Below are 16,984 nucleotides of genomic sequence, written 5' to 3'. Positions count from 1 at the left end.
GCTCCTTCGGGAGCTTTTAATTACCGAGCTGTTGATGAACATGATCTCGAATGTAACTCACCACGTCTTCCTCAAACCAAGGGTTATTACGCAGCCATAAGGTGTTTCTTGGTGACGGATGGGGGAGCGGCAGGTAGTGAGGAGCCCAGCGTCGCCAGCTTTTCACTGTCTCAGTTAATGTCTTAGGCTTATCCTGCAAATAATAGCTTTGTGCATATTGGCCAATGAGTAAGGTCATTTCAATGTTAGGCAGTTGCTCTAATATTGGTGTATGCCACAGCGGCGCGCACTCTTTTCGTGGTGGTAAATCGCCACTTTTTCCTTTCCCCGGGTAACACAAACCCATAGGCATGATGGCGATTTGTTTAGGGTCATAGAATTGCTCTTTATCTAGCGCTAGCCATTGCCGTAGCCGATCACCGCTGGGGTCGTTCCAAGGTATTGAGCTATGATGTACTTTTAACCCCGGTGCTTGACCAATAATCAACAACTTGGCCGCTTCATTGGCTTGAATGACAGGGTTACAGCCAAGCTTTAGGTAAGGCTGGCAAACTCTGCAGTTGGTTACTTGTGTGAGTAGCTGATCTAGCGTATTCATATTTATTTTCGCCTCAATAGCCCTTATCGAGGTCAATTTGGTTCAACAATCCAAATCCGTCACGCCATCGATGGTAGTTGTCAGTAAAGATTTCTACCACTTGTTCCGGAAAGCTAATTGCAGCGATATGAGGTGTGATGGTGATATTGGGGTGAGACCAAAATGGGTGTTGCGGCGCTAAAGGTTCTTGTTCAAACACATCAAGAAAAGCGTGCTCAAGCCAATGTTTTTCGAGAGCAGTGATTATGGCTTGTTCATCTATTGCACTTCCTCGGCCTACATTGAACAGTAGTGCCTTGTGGCAATGGCTTAGTGTCTCTTGATTAAATATGCCTTGTGTTTCTGAGGTATCCGGTAAGGTATTGACTATCACATCAGCATGTTTGAGAGCGGTAGACAGTTCTTGAATGTGGTAGGTGGTATCAAAGGGGCTGTTTTTCGCAGGAATACCACTTCGATTGACTCCTGCCACATGCAAACCAAATGCTTTAGCCGTTGCAGCAAGGTAACTGCCAATAGAGCCAGTGCCCAATATCACCAGATTCAGAGTGTTGAGAGAGCGATAAGCCTTGGGTTGCCAACTCTGATTGTGTTGTTGTGCTTGGTAGTGGTTGAAATGGCGACAATGTTGGATGAGGTAACCCAGTACATACTCTGAAATTTGTTGCCCAAAGATTCCTTTTACATTGGTGAGTTCGCCAGAGAAGTTCTCTAAAGAAGGGACTAAAGCATCGACTCCTGCATAAATCGATTGAATCCATTCCAAGCTGCTAAACTCTGAGATACAGGGAGAGGCCATTGGCGGAGAGGTGAGTAAGATGTTCGCTTCTTGGCGAGAGTCCGTGATTTCAAGTTCTGGCAAGTCTGCTTGATTAAGCAGTGCTTGGTACGTCGCATCATCTTCGGTGAGAAGATACACTTTATGGGTGAAATTGTTCATCGGCTTGCTTTTTTCCCTGTTGGTTATCAAGTACACTTTCGCTGTTTATTTCTGCAACCAAAGAGTCGCTATGCTACAGAATCCTCTTCAGCTTCGCCTAGAGAAGTTTGAGCCCTGGAAACAGATTACCTTTATGGCATGTCTATGTGAACGCATGTATCCAAACTATGCCATGTTTTGTCAAACGACTGAATTTGCTGAAGCACGAGTCTATCGCGATATACTCGACAGTATCTGGGAGCAACTGACTGTCAAAACTGCGAAAGTTAACTTTGAGCGTCAACTTGAGAAACTTGAAGAGATCATTCCAAGCTCTGAAGACTTTGACTTCTACGGGGTATACCCAGCGATTGATGCATGTGTTGGTCTGTCGACCCTGATTCATGGCTTATTAGATCGTGATTATCTGTATGAAAACATGCAAAAGCTGAGTCAGATCTCTGTTGCGACGGTCGCTCAGCTTGAAGAAGCTCAAACCGGTGAAGAAATCACGAACGACAATCAAAAAGATAACGAAGCCGTGTGCGCAGAGTGGGATGTTCAGTGGGCCATCTTCCGTCCATTGAAAGACGCTCAAGAGCGCGATATCGATTTGATTAAAGATCTGCGTGCAGAGCTTAAAGACGAAGGCGTGAGCAATATTGGCGTGGCTGTCTAGTTGTTAGCCAGTAACCAGAATAAAAAAGGGTTGACGTTTGTTCGTCAACCCTTTGTTTTTAGTGGCTGGGCAGCTCTAGTTATCTTCTTTCTTTGCTTGTGACTCGCCAGCTTCGTCATCATCTTCGTCACGATTTTCAATCACGCCGTGGGTCTCTTTCCACTTTTCCCAGCGCTCAAATGCTAGCTCTTGCATGTCGGTGGTGCGGTCTGCTTCATCGACAATCTCTTCGCCGACTAAGTGTTCGAAGATGTCTTCTAAAGTCAGAATGCCCTGTACCGTGCCATACTCATCAACAATCATGGCGAGTTGTAAGCGATGCGCCATCATCTGCTCAAACGCTTTTGGCAGCGCAATGGTATTGAGTAACACATGCACTGGACGCATCACGGCACCAAGTTGCTTTTCTCCACAACCGACCTGTTGCAGTTTAAACAGCTCTAGACGATGGACAAAACCGATGATGTTGTCTTTCGATTGGCTGTAGACCAGTGGACGAGAAAACGGAGTGTCTCGATATTCGCGTAGAAACTCATTGATGCTCATTTCTGCATCGGCTCGGAATACCACTGGGCGTGGGGTCATCACTTGAGTGACGGGAACATCTTGGATACCCAGCAAGTTGTTGAGGATCTTTGTCTCCCCTTCGGCAAATTCACCACTTTCCTTTGCGAGCAACGCCATCGCAGAAAGCTCATCTCGCATCTTAGGCGCTTCGTGACCACTGGCTAGACGTTTGGTGATTTGTTCTGAGAACCAGACGAACGGGGTCAACGCCCAAACCATCCAACGCAATACTGTCGCCGCGGTTGGAGCAAGTTGACGCCAGTATGTGGCACCAATGGTTTTAGGCACAATCTCAGACAGCAACAAAACCGCGAACGTCAGCACTGCGGAGAACACACCAAGCCATTGGCTACCAAATACGACAGCTGCCTGGGCACCGGCAATTGCGGCACCTATGGTATGAGCAATTGTATTTAGGGTTAGAATTGAAGCCAGTGGGCGGTCAATGTCGGCCTTTAGCTTAGTCAACGATTCTGCGGCTGGGTGCCCTTGCTGGCGTAATTGAGCAATATAACTTGGAGAGATGCTTAATAGCACCGCTTCTAAAACGGAACAGATAAACGATACGCCAATGGCAACAGAGACGTACAGAGTAAGCAGTAACATAAATGTCCTATGAAGGTTAATTAATGACCGACATCCTCGAATGAGTCGGGTTGTGTGTCTAGTTATACCCGAAATTGACGTCAGTATCACAACCGAACTTTGCATGTTATCCGTTGAAGGTGGCTGTCTTACGGATTTTTTTCATACCTGGGCATTATTGGTGTGAGTGTTTTTTATTCGCATCAGCCCTGCAACATCAGGCTTCGCTGGCTTTTGCTGCTTTATAAATAAAGCCAAAATTGGTCAAAAACAAGTCTTGCCAGTGAGGTGGATGGTAACAAATTGTGAGTTAATACTCAGATTATGGTTAAAAGTACGTCATGAAAGCGAAAGATCGCTTACAAACCTTTGCCAGATGGGGCATTTATGCTTTAGAGTGAGTTGAATTCGATAACATATGAGAAGGGAAACCTAATGAACAAGACCCAATTAATCGACTTTATCGCAGAGAAAGCAGACCTATCAAAAGCACAAGCTAAAGCTGCTCTGGAAGCTACTCTTGACGGTGTGACTGATGCACTTAAAGAGGGTGACCAAGTTCAACTAATTGGTTTTGGTACATTTAAAGTTAACCACCGTGCAGCTCGCACTGGTCGTAATCCAAAGACTGGCGAAGAAATCCAAATCGCTGCTGCTAACGTTCCTGCATTTGTAGCGGGTAAAGCGCTAAAAGACGCAGTAAAATAATTAAACAAACCACTCCGGTGTTTTTCGCTGGAATAGTTTAAAATACGCCAAGGTAGCTTCTATCTTGGCGTATATTTTTATTATGAAGAAATTTTTATTGTCAGCACTGCTTGGCTCTCTACTGATGGGGTGCGCCTCAGGTACGCCAAACCCAAATCTAAACCAGTTCTCAGATTACACTGGTGGGCGCTCTATGGGTGACGCCACAAGCTTATACTGGTACACCGAGAAACTAACGTCAGCCTATACAGCATCCGACTACGTTACCGCAGGTGACTATGGTTGGTTTAAAACAGATTATCGTTGGGCTGATGGAGAGCTGCGCGAGTTAATTCGTGAAGGTGAACAGATCAAAGATAACACTGAGCTTGTTCCTTACCGTATTCATGTTCGTTTCAACAAAGAGGGTGAAGCTGTGTATCAGCAATACCGTCTGGATGGTCGAGTTTTGCCGTTGAGTAAGGACAAACTGGCTTGGTTGAAACAAGAAGCGTTAGACATTCCAGCTGTTACTCGACAACAGGATAAAGATGGCTACGAGCTGATCCAAGGTTATTGGGATGGCAGTGAGTTTGAAACCTGTGCTGGTAATAGCTACTCCGCAATTGAGTTTAATCAGACGCTTCCAAGCTTTGTCGTCAATCGTCTTTCTGCTGTCGACAACTATATTGCACTCCTCGGCTCGACTAGAGGTAATAAAGTGATCGTGAAAGAGTTGTTGATGTTGGCAGAAGACAGTCAAGATTGTATTGAGCGCACTCGCCTGATTGAGAATTAGCAATTAGATAAATAATGGATACAAAAAAGGCGCTCAACGAGCGCCTTTTTCAATTCTAAACGTAATTACTTCTGTTGTTCGCGCTCAATCGCACGGTAACCGATGTCATTGCGGTGGAACATACCATTCCAGCTAACTTGCTTAGTTAGCGCGTACGCACGCTCCTGAGCCTCAGAAACGCTATTACCAAGAGCCGTTGCACATAGAACACGACCACCGTTTGTCACTACATCCCCAGCTTCGTTATTCGCTGTACCTGCGTGGAAGATTTTTTGGCCTTCAACATCGCCTGTAGGTAGTGAAATAACGTCGCCTTTCGCGTAGTCCGCTGGGTAACCGCCAGCAGCCAGTACAACACCGATAGATGCTCGTGGGTCCCACTTAGACTCCGCTTGGTCTAGTTTCTCATCGATAGCCATTAGGCACAGTTCAACCAAGTCGGATTCCATGCGCATCATGATAGGTTGTGTCTCTGGGTCGCCGAAGCGGCAGTTGTACTCAATCACTTTCGGTGTACCGTCTGCTGCGATCATCAGGCCTGCGTATAGGAAACCTGTGTAAGGCGCACCTTCTGCATCCATACCACGTACCGTAGGGTAGATAACTTCTTCCAAGATGCGGTTGTGGATTTCTGGTGTGACAACAGGAGCAGGAGAGTAAGCACCCATGCCGCCTGTGTTCGGGCCTGTGTCTTTGTCGCCCACGCGTTTATGGTCTTGGCTGGTGGCCATAGGCAATACGCTAGAGCCGTCAACCATCACGATAAAGCTTGCTTCTTCGCCTTCTAGAAACTCTTCGATAACCACGCGGCTACCTGCTTCACCAAATGCGTTTCCAGCAAGCATGTCTTTGATAGCGTCTTCTGCTTCTTCGAGCGTCATTGCTACGATAACGCCTTTACCCGCTGCAAGGCCGTCAGCTTTCACTACGATTGGCGCGCCTTGCTCACGAACGTAAGCGATCGCTGGCTCAATCTCAGTGAAGTTTGCGTAAGAACCGGTTGGGATATCGTGACGAGCTAGGAAGTCTTTAGTGAATGCTTTAGATCCTTCAAGCTGCGCTGCTGCTTGAGTTGGGCCAAAGATAGGCAGACCCACTTCGCGGAACGCGTCAACCACACCAATGACCAGTGGTGCTTCAGGGCCAACAATAGTCAGTTCGATTTTTTTCTCTTGAGCAAATGCGACTAACCCGGCGATGTCTTCAACACCGATGTTTACGTTCTCAAGTTTTGGCTCAAGTGCAGTACCTGCGTTACCTGGAGCAACGAATACTGTTTCAACGTTTGGGTTTTGTGCTGCTTTCCAACCTAAAGCGTGCTCACGACCGCCAGCACCAATAATCAATACATTCATGTTTTAAACCTTCAATTAAAATTGATAGTAGTAGAACTAGAAAATGTCTGAGCAACACGAAAGGAGAGTGTTGCTCATCTCGGAGCGCAGCGTTTCCGTTTCCCGTATTGAAGCGCTCTCGTCTCTTTTCTTTCTAGTGGCGGAAGTGACGCATACCAGTAAAGATCATCGCCATGCCGTGCTCGTCTGCTGCAGCGATAACTTCGTCATCACGCATTGAGCCACCTGGTTGGATAACACACTTGATGCCCGCTTCTGCAGCCGCGTCGATACCGTCACGGAATGGAAAGAATGCATCGGATGCCATCACACAACCTTCAACCTGTAGACCTTCGTCTGCAGCCTTGATGCCTGCGATTTTCGCAGAGTAAACGCGGCTCATTTGGCCTGCGCCTACACCGATAGTCATGTCGCCTTTCGAGTAAACGATCGCGTTAGATTTCACGTACTTCGCTACTTTCCAGCAGAATAAGGCATCTTTTAGCTCTTCTTCTGTAGGTTGACGCTTAGAAACCACTTTTAGATCATCTTGAGAAACCATGCCTTGATCGCGGTCTTGAACCAGTAGGCCACCATTAACCCGCTTCACGTCAAAGCCAGTTGTCTTAGTTGTCCACTCACCACACTCAAGTAGGCGAAGGTTTTTCTTAGCCGCCACGATTTCTATTGCTTCAGCAGAAACAGATGGTGCAATGATCACTTCAACGAATTGACGCTCAGTAATAGCCGTTGCTGTTGCTGCGTCGAGTTCACGGTTGAAGGCGATGATGCCGCCAAATGCAGACGTTGGGTCTGTTTTGAATGCACGGTCGTAAGCTTCTAGGATGTTTTCGCCCAGAGCTACACCACATGGATTAGCGTGCTTAACAATCACACAGGCTGGCTCATCGAACTCTTTCACACACTCAAGTGCTGCGTCAGTATCGGCGATGTTGTTGTAAGAAAGGGCTTTACCTTGGATTTGGCGAGCAGTAGAAACAGATGCTTCTTCAGGGTTTGCTTCAACGTAGAATGCGGCTGCTTGGTGGCTGTTCTCACCGTAACGCATGTCTTGTTTTTTCTCGAACTGTTGGTTGAACGTACGAGGGAATTTAGACTCTTCATCACCCTCCTTGTTCTCACCGTAAGATGGAACCATAGTGCCGAAGTAGTTTGCGATCATGCCGTCGTAAGATGCTGTGTGCTCGAAAGCTGCGATAGCCAGGTCGAAGCGAGTTTCTAGTGTTAGAGATTTCTCGTTCGCGTCCATTTCAGCGATAACGCGGTCGTAGTCGTGAGCGTTCACAACGATAGTGACGTCTTTGTGGTTTTTCGCTGCAGAACGAACCATTGTTGGACCACCGATGTCGATGTTTTCAACGGCATCAGCAAGGGTACAACCTTCTTTAGCAACCGTTTCTGCGAATGGGTATAGGTTAACAACAACCATATCGATAGGATTGATTCCGTGCTGTTTCATCACGTTATCATCTTGGCCACGACGACCTAGAACGCCACCGTGAACTTTAGGGTGAAGTGTCTTCACTCGTCCATCCATCATTTCTGGGAAGCCTGTGTAGTCAGAAACTTCAGTTACAGAAATGCCTTGCTCAGCCAAAAGGCGAGCAGTACCACCAGTAGACAGAATGTCTACACCACGTTCAGCGAGCGCTTTAGCAAACTCTACAATGCCAGTTTTGTCTGATACGCTGATTAGTGCGCGGCGAACAGGACGAGCGTTACTCATGCTTCTATTTCCTCAAAGTCACAGTAAGATAAAGATATTTGCCAAAAATGAACTTGTTTTTACATAGCCTCGTGATGAGGCGTAAAATATTGGCCAGTTTTGGTAAAGACCTTTGAAGACGATTAAGCGATTTCAACAGTCTGTGAGATTGATGGCGCGTATTCTAACCAATTTATTACAAAAAAGCTCGCGCAATCGTTTGGCATCGCAAAAATAATTGTAATTTACTGGTTTTACCGCACCAAAAGTAACGAAATAGTTAATTAGGTAAGTTATGTTTCAGATAGGCGAACTTGCAAAACGCTGTGGCGTCACAGCAGATACACTGAGATTTTATGAAAAAAATCAGCTGATAAAGCCTGCAGGGCGCAGTGACTCTGGTTATCGGCTTTATAACGAGCAAAATCAGGCTCAAGTGGGTTTTATCTTGAAAGCCAAAGATCTCGGGCTGAGTTTAGATGAGATTAAAGAGTTACTGGAAATCAAGTTAGAAGCCACAGAACACAGTTGTGCTGAAGTAAAAGCGATCACAAGTGCTAAGTTGAGCTTAATTGATGAGAAGATCAGTGAATTGAGCCGAATTCGCAATGCGCTGAAAAAGATAAACGATGCGTGCTGTGGCCACGTGGATGATGACGCCAGCCATTGTTCGATTCTTGGTGCACTCGCGGACGAGTCACATGTGGATTCTTGCTGTGATTAGGAAGCGATGAGAATGTGGGTTTTATTGCTTGGTTGGATCTTCATGTCTGGCAAGCTGTCATGATAGAGAGTGACTTGGTTTCGGCCAGTGTGCTTTGAGTAATACATGGCTTTGTCGGCTTGAACCAGCAGCGTTTTGACGTCATGGGTTGTCGCATCCGCTTCTGCAATGCCAATGCTAACGGTAGGGTAGATGGTTTTATCATCGACTTGGCATGGGGTGTCGGCGATAGAGCGGCGTATCCGTTCTGCGATGTCGTAAGCCTGGATTGCACTCGTATGGCTCAGCATGACGCCAAATTCTTCCCCTCCTAGTCGTCCGACAGCGTCGCTAGCACGGATCTGCTGCTGGCAGAGCTGTGCAACGTGGCTAATGACTTCATCGCCAGACAAGTGACCAACTTGGTCGTTGATCTCTTTAAAATGGTCGATGTCGACCATCAAACAGCTCAGATTAGATCGTTCCACACTGTTAAAGGCTTCCTGAAGGCTGTGTATAAAGGCGCGGCGGTTCAATATCCCAGTCAGTTCGTCGGTTTCTGAGAGTCGCTTGAGATCTTGCTCGCGCGCATACGCTCCAGTGACATCTCGCTCTTGCCAAAGGATGTAAGTTGTCTCACCTAAGGTGCATAAAGGTTTAATTGTGGCTTCAAACCAAGCATCTTCCGCAAAGGCTTCTAACTGCTCAATGGATAAATTTGGGCAATTGACTGCTGAGATCGAGTATTGAATCACTTTCGTTTGCTGTGAAAGAACTACCTCAGAGAGCGCACGAGAAAGCTCGCTGGCTTTTTCTTCGTCGAGTAATGACTGGAGTGAGTTTTGAGTAGAGTGAGGGTTATCTAGGCGTGTCGAATGGAAAGTACCGCCGAACCCTTCAATGAACTGGCCATCTTGATTAAGCACAAATAGACGATCGGGCAGCTCATTCAGCAATAGCTGAAGCCATTCTTCCCGTTGCATATCAACCATATAGCCTAATCCAAATAATCACAGAACCATCCATTATATAAAGGTACTTGGCTGGATCAATCTTAATAGATCACATTTTGCTTATAATTTGCTCAATAAGTACTACGTACTGTAGGTGCCATAAAAGGGTGAAAATCACGCTAGAGTGTCGAGCGGGCCTGTTGTCGACACAATAAAGAAAAAGCCGATCTCATAGAGATCGGCTTTTTCATTTTAGAAACAGTGCCTTGAACGATTAGTTCATGCCGTATTTCTTAAGTTTCTTGCGAAGAGTACCGCGGTTGATACCCATCATAGTTGCTGCGCGAGTTTGGTTACCGCGAGTGTACTGCATGATAGTATCTAGTAGTGGCTGTTCAACTTCAGCTAGAACTAATTCGTATAGTTCTGTTACTTCTTGGCCGTTAAGTTGAGCCAAGTAGTTTTTAAGAGATGCTTTAACAGAGTCACGTAAAGGCTTTTGAGTAATCTGGTCTTGCGACGTTACTGTAGTTACTGTTAATGCTTCTGAAGTCAGATTTTGTTCGAACATATTCGGTCTAGCTCTTCTCTTAATTATGATGCAACGTTTACCCGTCATATTTGCAGCCAAAGCTACAACTATTTAGGCTTTATCAAAATACTCTTCTAACGCATCAAGTTGCAGCGGTGCTGCGTCGATGGCGTTGAAGGTACGGCGAAACTCACTCGCTTGTTCATGCTCTTTTAGGTACCAACCAACGTGCTTACGCGCGATACGAGGGCCTAAATACTCACCATAAAACTCATGTAGAGCATTCACATGTCCAAGCAGGATGTCTTTTACTTCCTCGAGAGGAAGGTCAGCCATCTTAGTGCCGTTTTCCAAAAAGTGTTGGATTTCCTGAAAAATCCACGGACGACCTTGGGCAGGGCGTCCAATCATCAAAGCGTCGGCTCCGGTGTACTCCAGAACAAATTTGGCCTTCTCTGGGCTATCAATATCACCATTAGCGATAACCGGTATTGAGATGGCCTCTTTCACCGCTTTAATGCTGTCATATTCGGCCTCACCTTTGTACATGCAAGCTTTTGTTCTACCATGCAGAGCAAGCGCTTGAATGCCGCAGTCTTCGGCTAATTTAGCGATTTGGACACAGTTTTTGTTGTCTGTATCCCAGCCAGTACGAGTTTTTAATGTCACAGGGACATCTACCGCATTAACGACGGCTTTCAGAATATCTTCAATGATCTCTGGAAACTGAAGTAGTGCAGAGCCCGCTAGCTTCTTATTCACTTTTTTAGCTGGACAGCCCATATTGATATCGATGATTTGCGCACCGTTCTCAACACTAAACTGAGCAGCATCGGCCATAAGTTGTGGGTCGGCGCCAGCAATTTGTACAGAGCGAATGCCCGATTCGCCTTCATGCACCATGCGTTGCATCGACTTAGACGTATTCCATAGTTTTGGATTTGACGACATCATTTCACTGACGGCCATTCCAGCACCATAACGGAGACACAACTCGCGGAAAGGTCTATCCGTCACTCCTGCCATAGGGGCAACGATGAGATTATTCTTAAGTTGGTAGTTTCCGATTTTCAAAACGTCTTCACAGCTTAGTACCAGTAAGGGCGCGCATTTTACGCATTTTTTAGCGCTGTGAAAAGACTAATATTTGAGCATTTACGATTTGTTTTCGCAAAATGCCCAAAAATCAGTCAATTAACTCGCAAAGTCTTGTCTAGCCTTGCTTGCGACCAGAGATGCGGCACCACTCACTCTGCTCTTTGATAGGATCAATGTGAAGCTCATCACGGTAATAATTAGCAACATCTTCCGCTTGAGTATCCAAGACACCCGACATCGCAAGGTCTCCACTTGGCTTCACAAGAGACTTAATTATTGGTGCAAGTTCACGTAGTGGACCAGCTAAAATGTTAGCTACGACCACATCAGCGATTAACCCCGCAGGCTGATCTTGAGGAAGGAAGACTTCCAGTTGTTCTGCCACACCGTTACGCTCTGCATTATCTTTTGAGGCCAGTAATGCTTGAGGATCAATATCGATCCCGATTACCTTTTCTGCCCCTAGCTTGATCGCAGCGATCGCCAAAATACCCGAACCGCAACCGAAATCGATAACCGTTTTACCCGTCAGGTCTAACCCTTCTAGCCACTCAAGACATAGTGCCGTAGTTGGGTGCGTACCTGTACCAAAGGCAAGGCCCGGATCCAGCATTACGTTAACCGCGTCAGGCTCAGGGATATCACGCCAGCTTGGACAAATCCAAAGGCGTTCACCAAACTTCATTGGGTGGAAGTTGTCCATCCATTCGCGTTCCCAATCTTTATCTTCAAGTTGCTCAACTTTGTAAGCAAAGTCTTGCGCCAATAATCCGCTAAGCTTGGCTTGCTCAATGATAAAGTTAGTATCCGCTTCAGCGTCATACAGCGCCAGGATATCGGTATCACCCCAAAGACGAGTTTCACCAGGTAGAGGTTCAAATACAGGCGTATCTTGCGCGTCTAAAAAAGTGACAGACAGCGCACCAGTCTCTTCCATTAGCATGTCGCCGATTTGTTCAGCGTTTTCATTTGTCGCATTGAGTTTGATTTGAATCCAAGGCATGAGAGTCAGCTCTTTCCGATGGTTAAATTTTGATTGGCGCAGAGTGTAGCAGAACTGCGGCCGATATTTGAGTATAGATGTGTCTAATCACGCTGGGCTGCTTACGCCCAAAAACAAAAATGCCCACCGAAGTGGACATTTCAACGTTAATTGCTGCGTGATTGTTTATTGCAGACCTAGTTTTTTCTCTAGGTAATGAATGTTGGCACCACCGTGTTGGAAGTTCTCATCATTCATAATGCTTTCTTGTAGAGGAACGTTTGTTTTGATACCTTCAACGATCATCTCGCCTAGCGCGTTCTTCATACGTGCAATCGCAACATCGCGGTTCTCACCAAAGGTGATCAGTTTACCAATCATTGAATCGTAGTGAGGAGGTACAGTGTAGCCTGTGTAAATGTGCGATTCCCAACGAACACCCATGCCGCCTGGCGCGTGGAAGCGTTCAATCTTACCTGGTGAAGGTAGGAAGCGCTCTGGGTCTTCAGCGTTGATACGACATTCGATCGCGTGGCCACGGATTTTGATGTCATCCTGCGTGAATGACAGTGGTTGGCCCGCTGCAACACGTAGCTGCTCTTTGATCAGGTCTACGCCGGTAACCATCTCAGTTACTGGGTGCTCAACCTGAATACGAGTGTTCATTTCAATGAAGTAGAACTCACCGTTTTCGTACAAGAACTCGAATGTACCTGCACCGCGGTAGCCGATCTCTAGACATGCACGAGTACAACGCTCACCGATGTACTTACGCATCTCTTCAGTAATACCAGGAGCAGGAGCTTCCTCGACAACTTTTTGGTGACGACGCTGCATTGAACAGTCACGCTCACCTAAGTGGATTGCGCCGCCTTGACCATCGGCAATCACCTGTACTTCAACGTGACGAGGGTTTTCTAGGAATTTCTCCATGTAAACCATGTCATTGTTAAAGGCTGCTTTTGCTTCTGCACGAGTCATAGCGATAGCTTCAATGAGCTCGCCTTCGCTACGTACAACACGCATACCACGACCGCCGCCACCACCAGATGCTTTGATGATTACTGGGTAACCAATACGCTTAGCGTGTGCTTTGTTTGCATGCTCATCATCATCAAGAGGGCCATCAGAACCTGGAACACAAGGTACGCCCGCTTTTTTCATCGCTGTGATAGCCGAAACTTTGTCACCCATGATACGGATTGTTTCCGCTTTAGGGCCAACAAAGATAAAGCCACTGCGCTCTACTTGTTCAGCAAAGTCAGCGTTCTCAGACAAGAAACCATAGCCTGGGTGGATAGCAACAGCGCCGGTTACTTCCGCGGCAGAGATAATGCGTGGAATGTTTAGGTAGCTGTCGATACCACGAGCTGGGCCGATACATACGGTTTCGTCAGCAAGTAGTACGTGTTTTAGGTCACGGTCAGCCGTTGAGTGAACAGCAACGGTTTTGATGCCTAATTCTTTACATGCGCGAAGGATACGAAGTGCGATTTCACCTCGGTTCGCGATGACTAATTTATCTAGCATAAGAGATAGCCTCGATTATTCGATAACAACAAGTGGTTGGTCGAACTCAACTGGCTGGCCATCATCAACTAGGATAGCTGTAACTACGCCAGACTTGTCCGCTTCGATTTGGTTCATCATCTTCATCGCTTCAACGATACATAGTGTGTCGCCAGCGTTTACTGATTGACCAACTTCAACGAATGATTTCGCGTCTGGGCTTGGAGAACGGTAGAAAGTACCTACCATTGGAGAAAGAACTTGGTGGCCCGCAGGAACAGCAGGAGCTGCCGCTTCAGCAGGAGCCGCCGCAGGTGCTGGAGCTGCTGCAGGAGCCGGTGCTGCTACTGGAGCCGGTGCTGCTGCATACTGAATTGGCGCTGCCGGCGCTGCGCTACCGCTACGGCTGATGCGTACCGACTCTTCACCTTCAGAGATTTCTAGCTCAGCAATGCCAGACTCTTCTACTAACTCGATAAGCTTCTTGATTTTACGGATATCCATCTTTTCTTTCTCTTTTATCTTGTGAATAAGACAGCTCATTTGAACTGCAGAGTGTTTGTGTACGTTGAGCGTTCGTTACTCACGTCAACGTCAGTTAGGTTAGTGTGCCTGCAACTTTTTAAGCGCTGCCGACAAAGCAAATTCATAGCCTTGAGCTCCTAGACCACAAATCACACCTTCTGCCTTATCAGACAAGTAGGAGTGATGGCGGAATGGTTCTCTGGCATGCACATTCGATAAATGCACTTCGATAAATGGGATCGCTACGCCAAGTAGAGCGTCGCGCAGTGCAACACTGGTATGAGTGAAAGCGGCTGGATTGATAATGATAAAGTCCACCTTGCCATAGGCTGCATGGATTTTTTCAATCAGTTCGTACTCGCGATTTGACTGTAGATGTTCCAGTTCTACACCCGCAAGCTCTGCTTGTTCGGTCAATAAATCGATGATTTGCTCAAGGGTTTGAGAGCCATAATGTGCTGGTTCGCGTAACCCTAGCAGGTTTAGATTTGGACCATTTAAGACAAGAATGCGTGATTTTGCTGCCATTGTGTCGCTATCTTCCTAATACATGAGACGAACTAAGATATTCCCATATTATCGCGGATTCAGCATGGTTTCTTTGTAAGAAATTTGTCTGGATCTTTGAAATAGACCCAGATTATAGCTAATTCAGCGCATTTAGCAGCAATTTACTGGTCTAATCACCCAGTGAGCGGCGGCGTTTTTGCTACCGAGATAACAAAATTGACCAATTTTGCCTCACGACAAGTGGGGGAGATAGGCTCTAACAAAGCAAAAAAACCGCCACATGAGTGACGGTTTTGGTTTATGAGGGCTGTTTTAAACAGGGGAGGCTTAAGCCAGCTCTGCTTTTTCCGCAATCAGTTTATCAACGACGCTCGGATCAGCCAGAGTTGAGGTATCGCCTAGGTTGCTGGTATCACCTGTGGCAATTTTGCGTAAAATCCTACGCATGATCTTACCAGAACGCGTTTTCGGCAGTGAGTCAGTCCAGTGCAGCACATCTGGCGTTGCAATTGGACCAATCTCTTTACGCACCCAGTTTTTCACTTCAGCATGCAGCTCAGCACTAGGGAATTCACCATCATTTAGTGTGATGTAAGCGTAGATCGCTTGGCCCTTGATATCGTGTGGGATACCGACGATAGCGGCTTCGGCAATCTTGTCGTGGGCAACCAAAGCCGATTCAATTTCAGCTGTCCCCATTCGGTGACCTGAAACGTTGAGTACGTCATCGACTCGTCCTGTGATCCAGTAGTAGCCGTCTTCGTCACGACGAGCACCGTCACTAGTAAAGTACATGCCTTTAAAGGTGGAGAAATAGGTTTGCTCGAAACGCTCGTGGTCACCGTAAACAGTGCGCATCTGACCTGGCCACGAATCGAGAATCACTAGGTTACCGTCCGTCGCACCTTCAATGATGTTACCCATGTTATCAACCAGTGCCGGTTGAACCCCAAAGAATGGACGTGTAGCAGAGCCTGGTTTTAGATCGGTTGCCCCTGGTAGTGGCGCAATTAAGATGCCGCCGGTTTCGGTCTGCCACCAAGTATCAACGATTGGAGAATTCTCGTTACCTATGGTTTTGTAGTACCACTCCCACGCTTCAGGGTTAATTGGCTCACCCACTGAGCCCATGATTCGTAAGCTGCTACGAGAAGTGCCTTCAACCGCTTCGTTACCTTTCGCCATAAGCGCTCGGATTGCCGTTGGCGCAGTGTATAGAATGTTGACTTGATGTTTGTCGACCACTTGGCTCATGCGGTTTGTGCTTGGGTAGTTTGGTACGCCTTCAAACAAGATTGTCTTCGCACCATTAGCGAGTGGGCCATAAATTAGGTAAGTGTGGCCAGTAATCCAACCCACGTCTGCAGTACACCAGAAGGTTTCTCCTGGCTGATAATCGAAGACATATTTAAAGGTCATCGCGGCATAAACTAAGTAGCCGCCAGTTGTGTGTAGAACGCCTTTTGGTTTACCTGTTGAGCCAGAAGTGTAAAGAATGAATAGCGGATCTTCGGCTTTCATCTCTTCTGGTGGACAATCTGAAGGAACGTTAGCGGTTGCTTCATGCCACCAAACATCGCGATGTTCGTGCCATTCGATATCACCGCCAGTTCGTTTCATGACAATGACTTTTTCAATGGTTTTAACTTCTGGGTTAGTCAGTGCTTCATCAACGTTCTTTTTCAACGGTACCGCACGACCACCACGAACGCCTTCGTCGGCTGTGATCACGACTTTAGCATCGGAATCGATAATACGACCAGAAAGAGCCTCCGGCGAGAAGCCACCGAACACCACAGTGTGGACTGCACCAATACGGGTACAAGCTAACATCGCAACGGCTGCTTCCGTCACCATTGGCATGTAAAGACAAACCACATCGCCTTTGCGAACCCCTTGTTCTTTTAGTGCATTTGCAAACTCACACACCTCTTTGTGCAGCTCTTTAAAAGTGAGCGTGCTGTCATCATTTGGATCATCGCCTTCCCAAATAATCGCGATATCATCACCGCGCTCAGCAAGGTGGCGGTCAATACAGTTAGCTGAGACATTAAGCGTGCCATCTTCAAACCAACGAATGTCGACGTGTCCGGTGTCAAAAGAGGTATTTTTGACTTGAGTGAAAGGTTTCATCCAGTCGACAATCTTGCCGTGTTCACTCCAGAAACCAACCGGGTCTGTAACTGACTGTTGGTACATGGCTTGGTAAGTATCGTTATCCGCGTGCGTGTTTTGTTTGATGTTTTCTTTTACCGGATAAATATGGGCTTCACTCATT

17 protein-coding genes are annotated in these 16,984 nt (G+C 46.8%); 4 read left to right on the top strand and 13 right to left on the bottom strand.

From position 1 onward, the window contains the following. Window positions 1-16 precede the first annotated feature (16 nt). Both RH45_RS15985 and RH45_RS15980 read right to left on the bottom strand, forming a co-directional pair. Entirely contained in the window at window positions 17-598 is a 582-nt protein-coding gene (locus RH45_RS15985) for a uracil-DNA glycosylase family protein (protein WP_008079046.1), read from the bottom strand. A gap of 13 nt (window positions 599-611) precedes the next feature. After that, window positions 612-1,538 carry a D-2-hydroxyacid dehydrogenase gene (locus tag RH45_RS15980; protein ID WP_008079044.1) on the bottom strand — a complete coding sequence of 309 codons (927 nt, stop codon included), beginning with the start codon at window positions 1,536-1,538 and terminating at the stop codon, window positions 612-614. A gap of 70 nt (window positions 1,539-1,608) precedes the next feature. On the opposite strand from RH45_RS15980, the gene RH45_RS15975 reads away from it, so the two are divergent. Then, on the top strand, window positions 1,609-2,196 hold the full coding sequence (locus RH45_RS15975) for a YjaG family protein (RefSeq protein ID WP_008079042.1): 588 nt from the start codon (window positions 1,609-1,611) through the stop codon (window positions 2,194-2,196). Window positions 2,197-2,271: 75 nt separating this feature from the next. Here the strand turns inward: RH45_RS15975 and RH45_RS15970 are convergent, their stop codons facing one another. Beyond that, on the bottom strand, window positions 2,272-3,369 hold the full coding sequence (locus RH45_RS15970; RefSeq protein ID WP_008079030.1) for a CNNM domain-containing protein: 1,098 nt from the start codon (window positions 3,367-3,369) through the stop codon (window positions 2,272-2,274). A 414-nt stretch (window positions 3,370-3,783) separates the two neighbouring features. On the opposite strand from RH45_RS15970, the gene hupA reads away from it, so the two are divergent. Further along, window positions 3,784-4,056: a nucleoid-associated protein HU-alpha gene (gene hupA / locus RH45_RS15965; RefSeq protein WP_008079028.1), complete on the top strand. Its 273-nt coding sequence runs from the start codon at window positions 3,784-3,786 to the stop codon at window positions 4,054-4,056. 82 nt (window positions 4,057-4,138) lie between these two features. After that, window positions 4,139-4,834, top strand: a complete 696-nt coding sequence (locus RH45_RS15960; RefSeq protein WP_039958821.1) for a DUF1481 domain-containing protein — start codon at window positions 4,139-4,141, stop codon at window positions 4,832-4,834. Window positions 4,835-4,899: 65 nt separating this feature from the next. On the opposite strand, the gene purD is transcribed toward RH45_RS15960, so the two are convergent. After that, entirely contained in the window at window positions 4,900-6,189 is a 1,290-nt protein-coding gene (gene purD, locus RH45_RS15955) for a phosphoribosylamine--glycine ligase (RefSeq protein WP_008079026.1), read from the bottom strand. Window positions 6,190-6,322: 133 nt separating this feature from the next. Continuing rightward, entirely contained in the window at window positions 6,323-7,915 is a 1,593-nt protein-coding gene (gene purH, locus RH45_RS15950; RefSeq protein ID WP_008079025.1) for a bifunctional phosphoribosylaminoimidazolecarboxamide formyltransferase/IMP cyclohydrolase, read from the bottom strand. A gap of 274 nt (window positions 7,916-8,189) precedes the next feature. Here purH and zntR point away from each other — a divergent pair, with 274 nt between their 5' ends. Beyond that, window positions 8,190-8,618, top strand: coding sequence for a Zn(2+)-responsive transcriptional regulator (gene zntR, locus RH45_RS15945; protein WP_008079024.1), 429 nt, complete (start codon window positions 8,190-8,192; stop codon window positions 8,616-8,618). On the opposite strand, the gene RH45_RS15940 is transcribed toward zntR, so the two are convergent. The 8 genes from RH45_RS15940 to acs all read right to left on the bottom strand — a co-directional run bounded on the left by RH45_RS15940 (window position 8,615) and on the right by acs (window position 16,983). Then, window positions 8,615-9,589 (bottom strand): GGDEF domain-containing protein, encoded by a 975-nt coding sequence (locus tag RH45_RS15940; RefSeq protein WP_008079023.1) that lies wholly within the window; start codon window positions 9,587-9,589, stop codon window positions 8,615-8,617. The two genes, zntR and RH45_RS15940, sit on opposite strands and share 4 nt — an antisense overlap. A gap of 235 nt (window positions 9,590-9,824) precedes the next feature. Next, window positions 9,825-10,121, bottom strand: a complete 297-nt coding sequence (fis, locus tag RH45_RS15935) for a DNA-binding transcriptional regulator Fis (protein ID WP_000462885.1) — start codon at window positions 10,119-10,121, stop codon at window positions 9,825-9,827. Window positions 10,122-10,193: 72 nt separating this feature from the next. After that, entirely contained in the window at window positions 10,194-11,156 is a 963-nt protein-coding gene (dusB, locus tag RH45_RS15930) for a tRNA dihydrouridine synthase DusB (protein WP_008078904.1), read from the bottom strand. Window positions 11,157-11,295: 139 nt separating this feature from the next. Continuing rightward, window positions 11,296-12,183: a 50S ribosomal protein L11 methyltransferase gene (prmA, locus tag RH45_RS15925; RefSeq protein WP_008078902.1), complete on the bottom strand. Its 888-nt coding sequence runs from the start codon at window positions 12,181-12,183 to the stop codon at window positions 11,296-11,298. A 165-nt stretch (window positions 12,184-12,348) separates the two neighbouring features. Further along, entirely contained in the window at window positions 12,349-13,692 is a 1,344-nt protein-coding gene (gene accC / locus RH45_RS15920; protein WP_008078901.1) for an acetyl-CoA carboxylase biotin carboxylase subunit, read from the bottom strand. 15 nt (window positions 13,693-13,707) lie between these two features. Then, window positions 13,708-14,175, bottom strand: coding sequence for an acetyl-CoA carboxylase biotin carboxyl carrier protein (gene accB, locus RH45_RS15915; protein ID WP_008078900.1), 468 nt, complete (start codon window positions 14,173-14,175; stop codon window positions 13,708-13,710). Window positions 14,176-14,274: 99 nt separating this feature from the next. After that, the gene (aroQ, locus tag RH45_RS15910; protein WP_008078899.1) at window positions 14,275-14,724 is read right to left on the bottom strand and encodes a type II 3-dehydroquinate dehydratase; all 450 of its coding nucleotides are present in this window, start codon (window positions 14,722-14,724) and stop codon (window positions 14,275-14,277) included. A gap of 309 nt (window positions 14,725-15,033) precedes the next feature. Further along, window positions 15,034-16,983, bottom strand: coding sequence for an acetate--CoA ligase (gene acs / locus RH45_RS15905; protein ID WP_008078898.1), 1,950 nt, complete (start codon window positions 16,981-16,983; stop codon window positions 15,034-15,036). Window position 16,984: the final 1 nt, after the last annotated feature.

The organism is Vibrio sinaloensis DSM 21326 (genome assembly GCF_000189275.1).
Classification (GTDB): domain Bacteria; phylum Pseudomonadota; class Gammaproteobacteria; order Enterobacterales; family Vibrionaceae; genus Vibrio; species Vibrio sinaloensis.
This window is presented reverse-complemented; position numbering and strand designations above follow the sequence as displayed.

Excerpts from the sequence above, each read along its gene's own strand:
- RH45_RS15985 (WP_008079046.1), bottom strand. The coding sequence starts at position 598 with ATGAATACGCTAGATCAGCTACTCACACAAGTAACCAACTGCAGAGTT.
- RH45_RS15980 (WP_008079044.1), bottom strand. The coding sequence starts at position 1,538 with ATGAACAATTTCACCCATAAAGTGTATCTTCTCACCGAAGATGATGCG.
- RH45_RS15975 (WP_008079042.1), top strand. The coding sequence starts at position 1,609 with ATGCTACAGAATCCTCTTCAGCTTCGCCTAGAGAAGTTTGAGCCCTGG.
- RH45_RS15970 (WP_008079030.1), bottom strand. The coding sequence starts at position 3,369 with ATGTTACTGCTTACTCTGTACGTCTCTGTTGCCATTGGCGTATCGTTT.
- hupA (WP_008079028.1), top strand. The coding sequence starts at position 3,784 with ATGAACAAGACCCAATTAATCGACTTTATCGCAGAGAAAGCAGACCTA.
- RH45_RS15960 (WP_039958821.1), top strand. The coding sequence starts at position 4,139 with ATGAAGAAATTTTTATTGTCAGCACTGCTTGGCTCTCTACTGATGGGG.
- purD (WP_008079026.1), bottom strand. The coding sequence starts at position 6,189 with ATGAATGTATTGATTATTGGTGCTGGCGGTCGTGAGCACGCTTTAGGT.
- purH (WP_008079025.1), bottom strand. The coding sequence starts at position 7,915 with ATGAGTAACGCTCGTCCTGTTCGCCGCGCACTAATCAGCGTATCAGAC.
- zntR (WP_008079024.1), top strand. The coding sequence starts at position 8,190 with ATGTTTCAGATAGGCGAACTTGCAAAACGCTGTGGCGTCACAGCAGAT.
- RH45_RS15940 (WP_008079023.1), bottom strand. The coding sequence starts at position 9,589 with ATGGTTGATATGCAACGGGAAGAATGGCTTCAGCTATTGCTGAATGAG.
- fis (WP_000462885.1), bottom strand. The coding sequence starts at position 10,121 with ATGTTCGAACAAAATCTGACTTCAGAAGCATTAACAGTAACTACAGTA.
- prmA (WP_008078902.1), bottom strand. The coding sequence starts at position 12,183 with ATGCCTTGGATTCAAATCAAACTCAATGCGACAAATGAAAACGCTGAA.
- accC (WP_008078901.1), bottom strand. The coding sequence starts at position 13,692 with ATGCTAGATAAATTAGTCATCGCGAACCGAGGTGAAATCGCACTTCGT.
- accB (WP_008078900.1), bottom strand. The coding sequence starts at position 14,175 with ATGGATATCCGTAAAATCAAGAAGCTTATCGAGTTAGTAGAAGAGTCT.
- aroQ (WP_008078899.1), bottom strand. The coding sequence starts at position 14,724 with ATGGCAGCAAAATCACGCATTCTTGTCTTAAATGGTCCAAATCTAAAC.
- acs (WP_008078898.1), bottom strand. The coding sequence starts at position 16,983 with ATGAGTGAAGCCCATATTTATCCGGTAAAAGAAAACATCAAACAAAAC.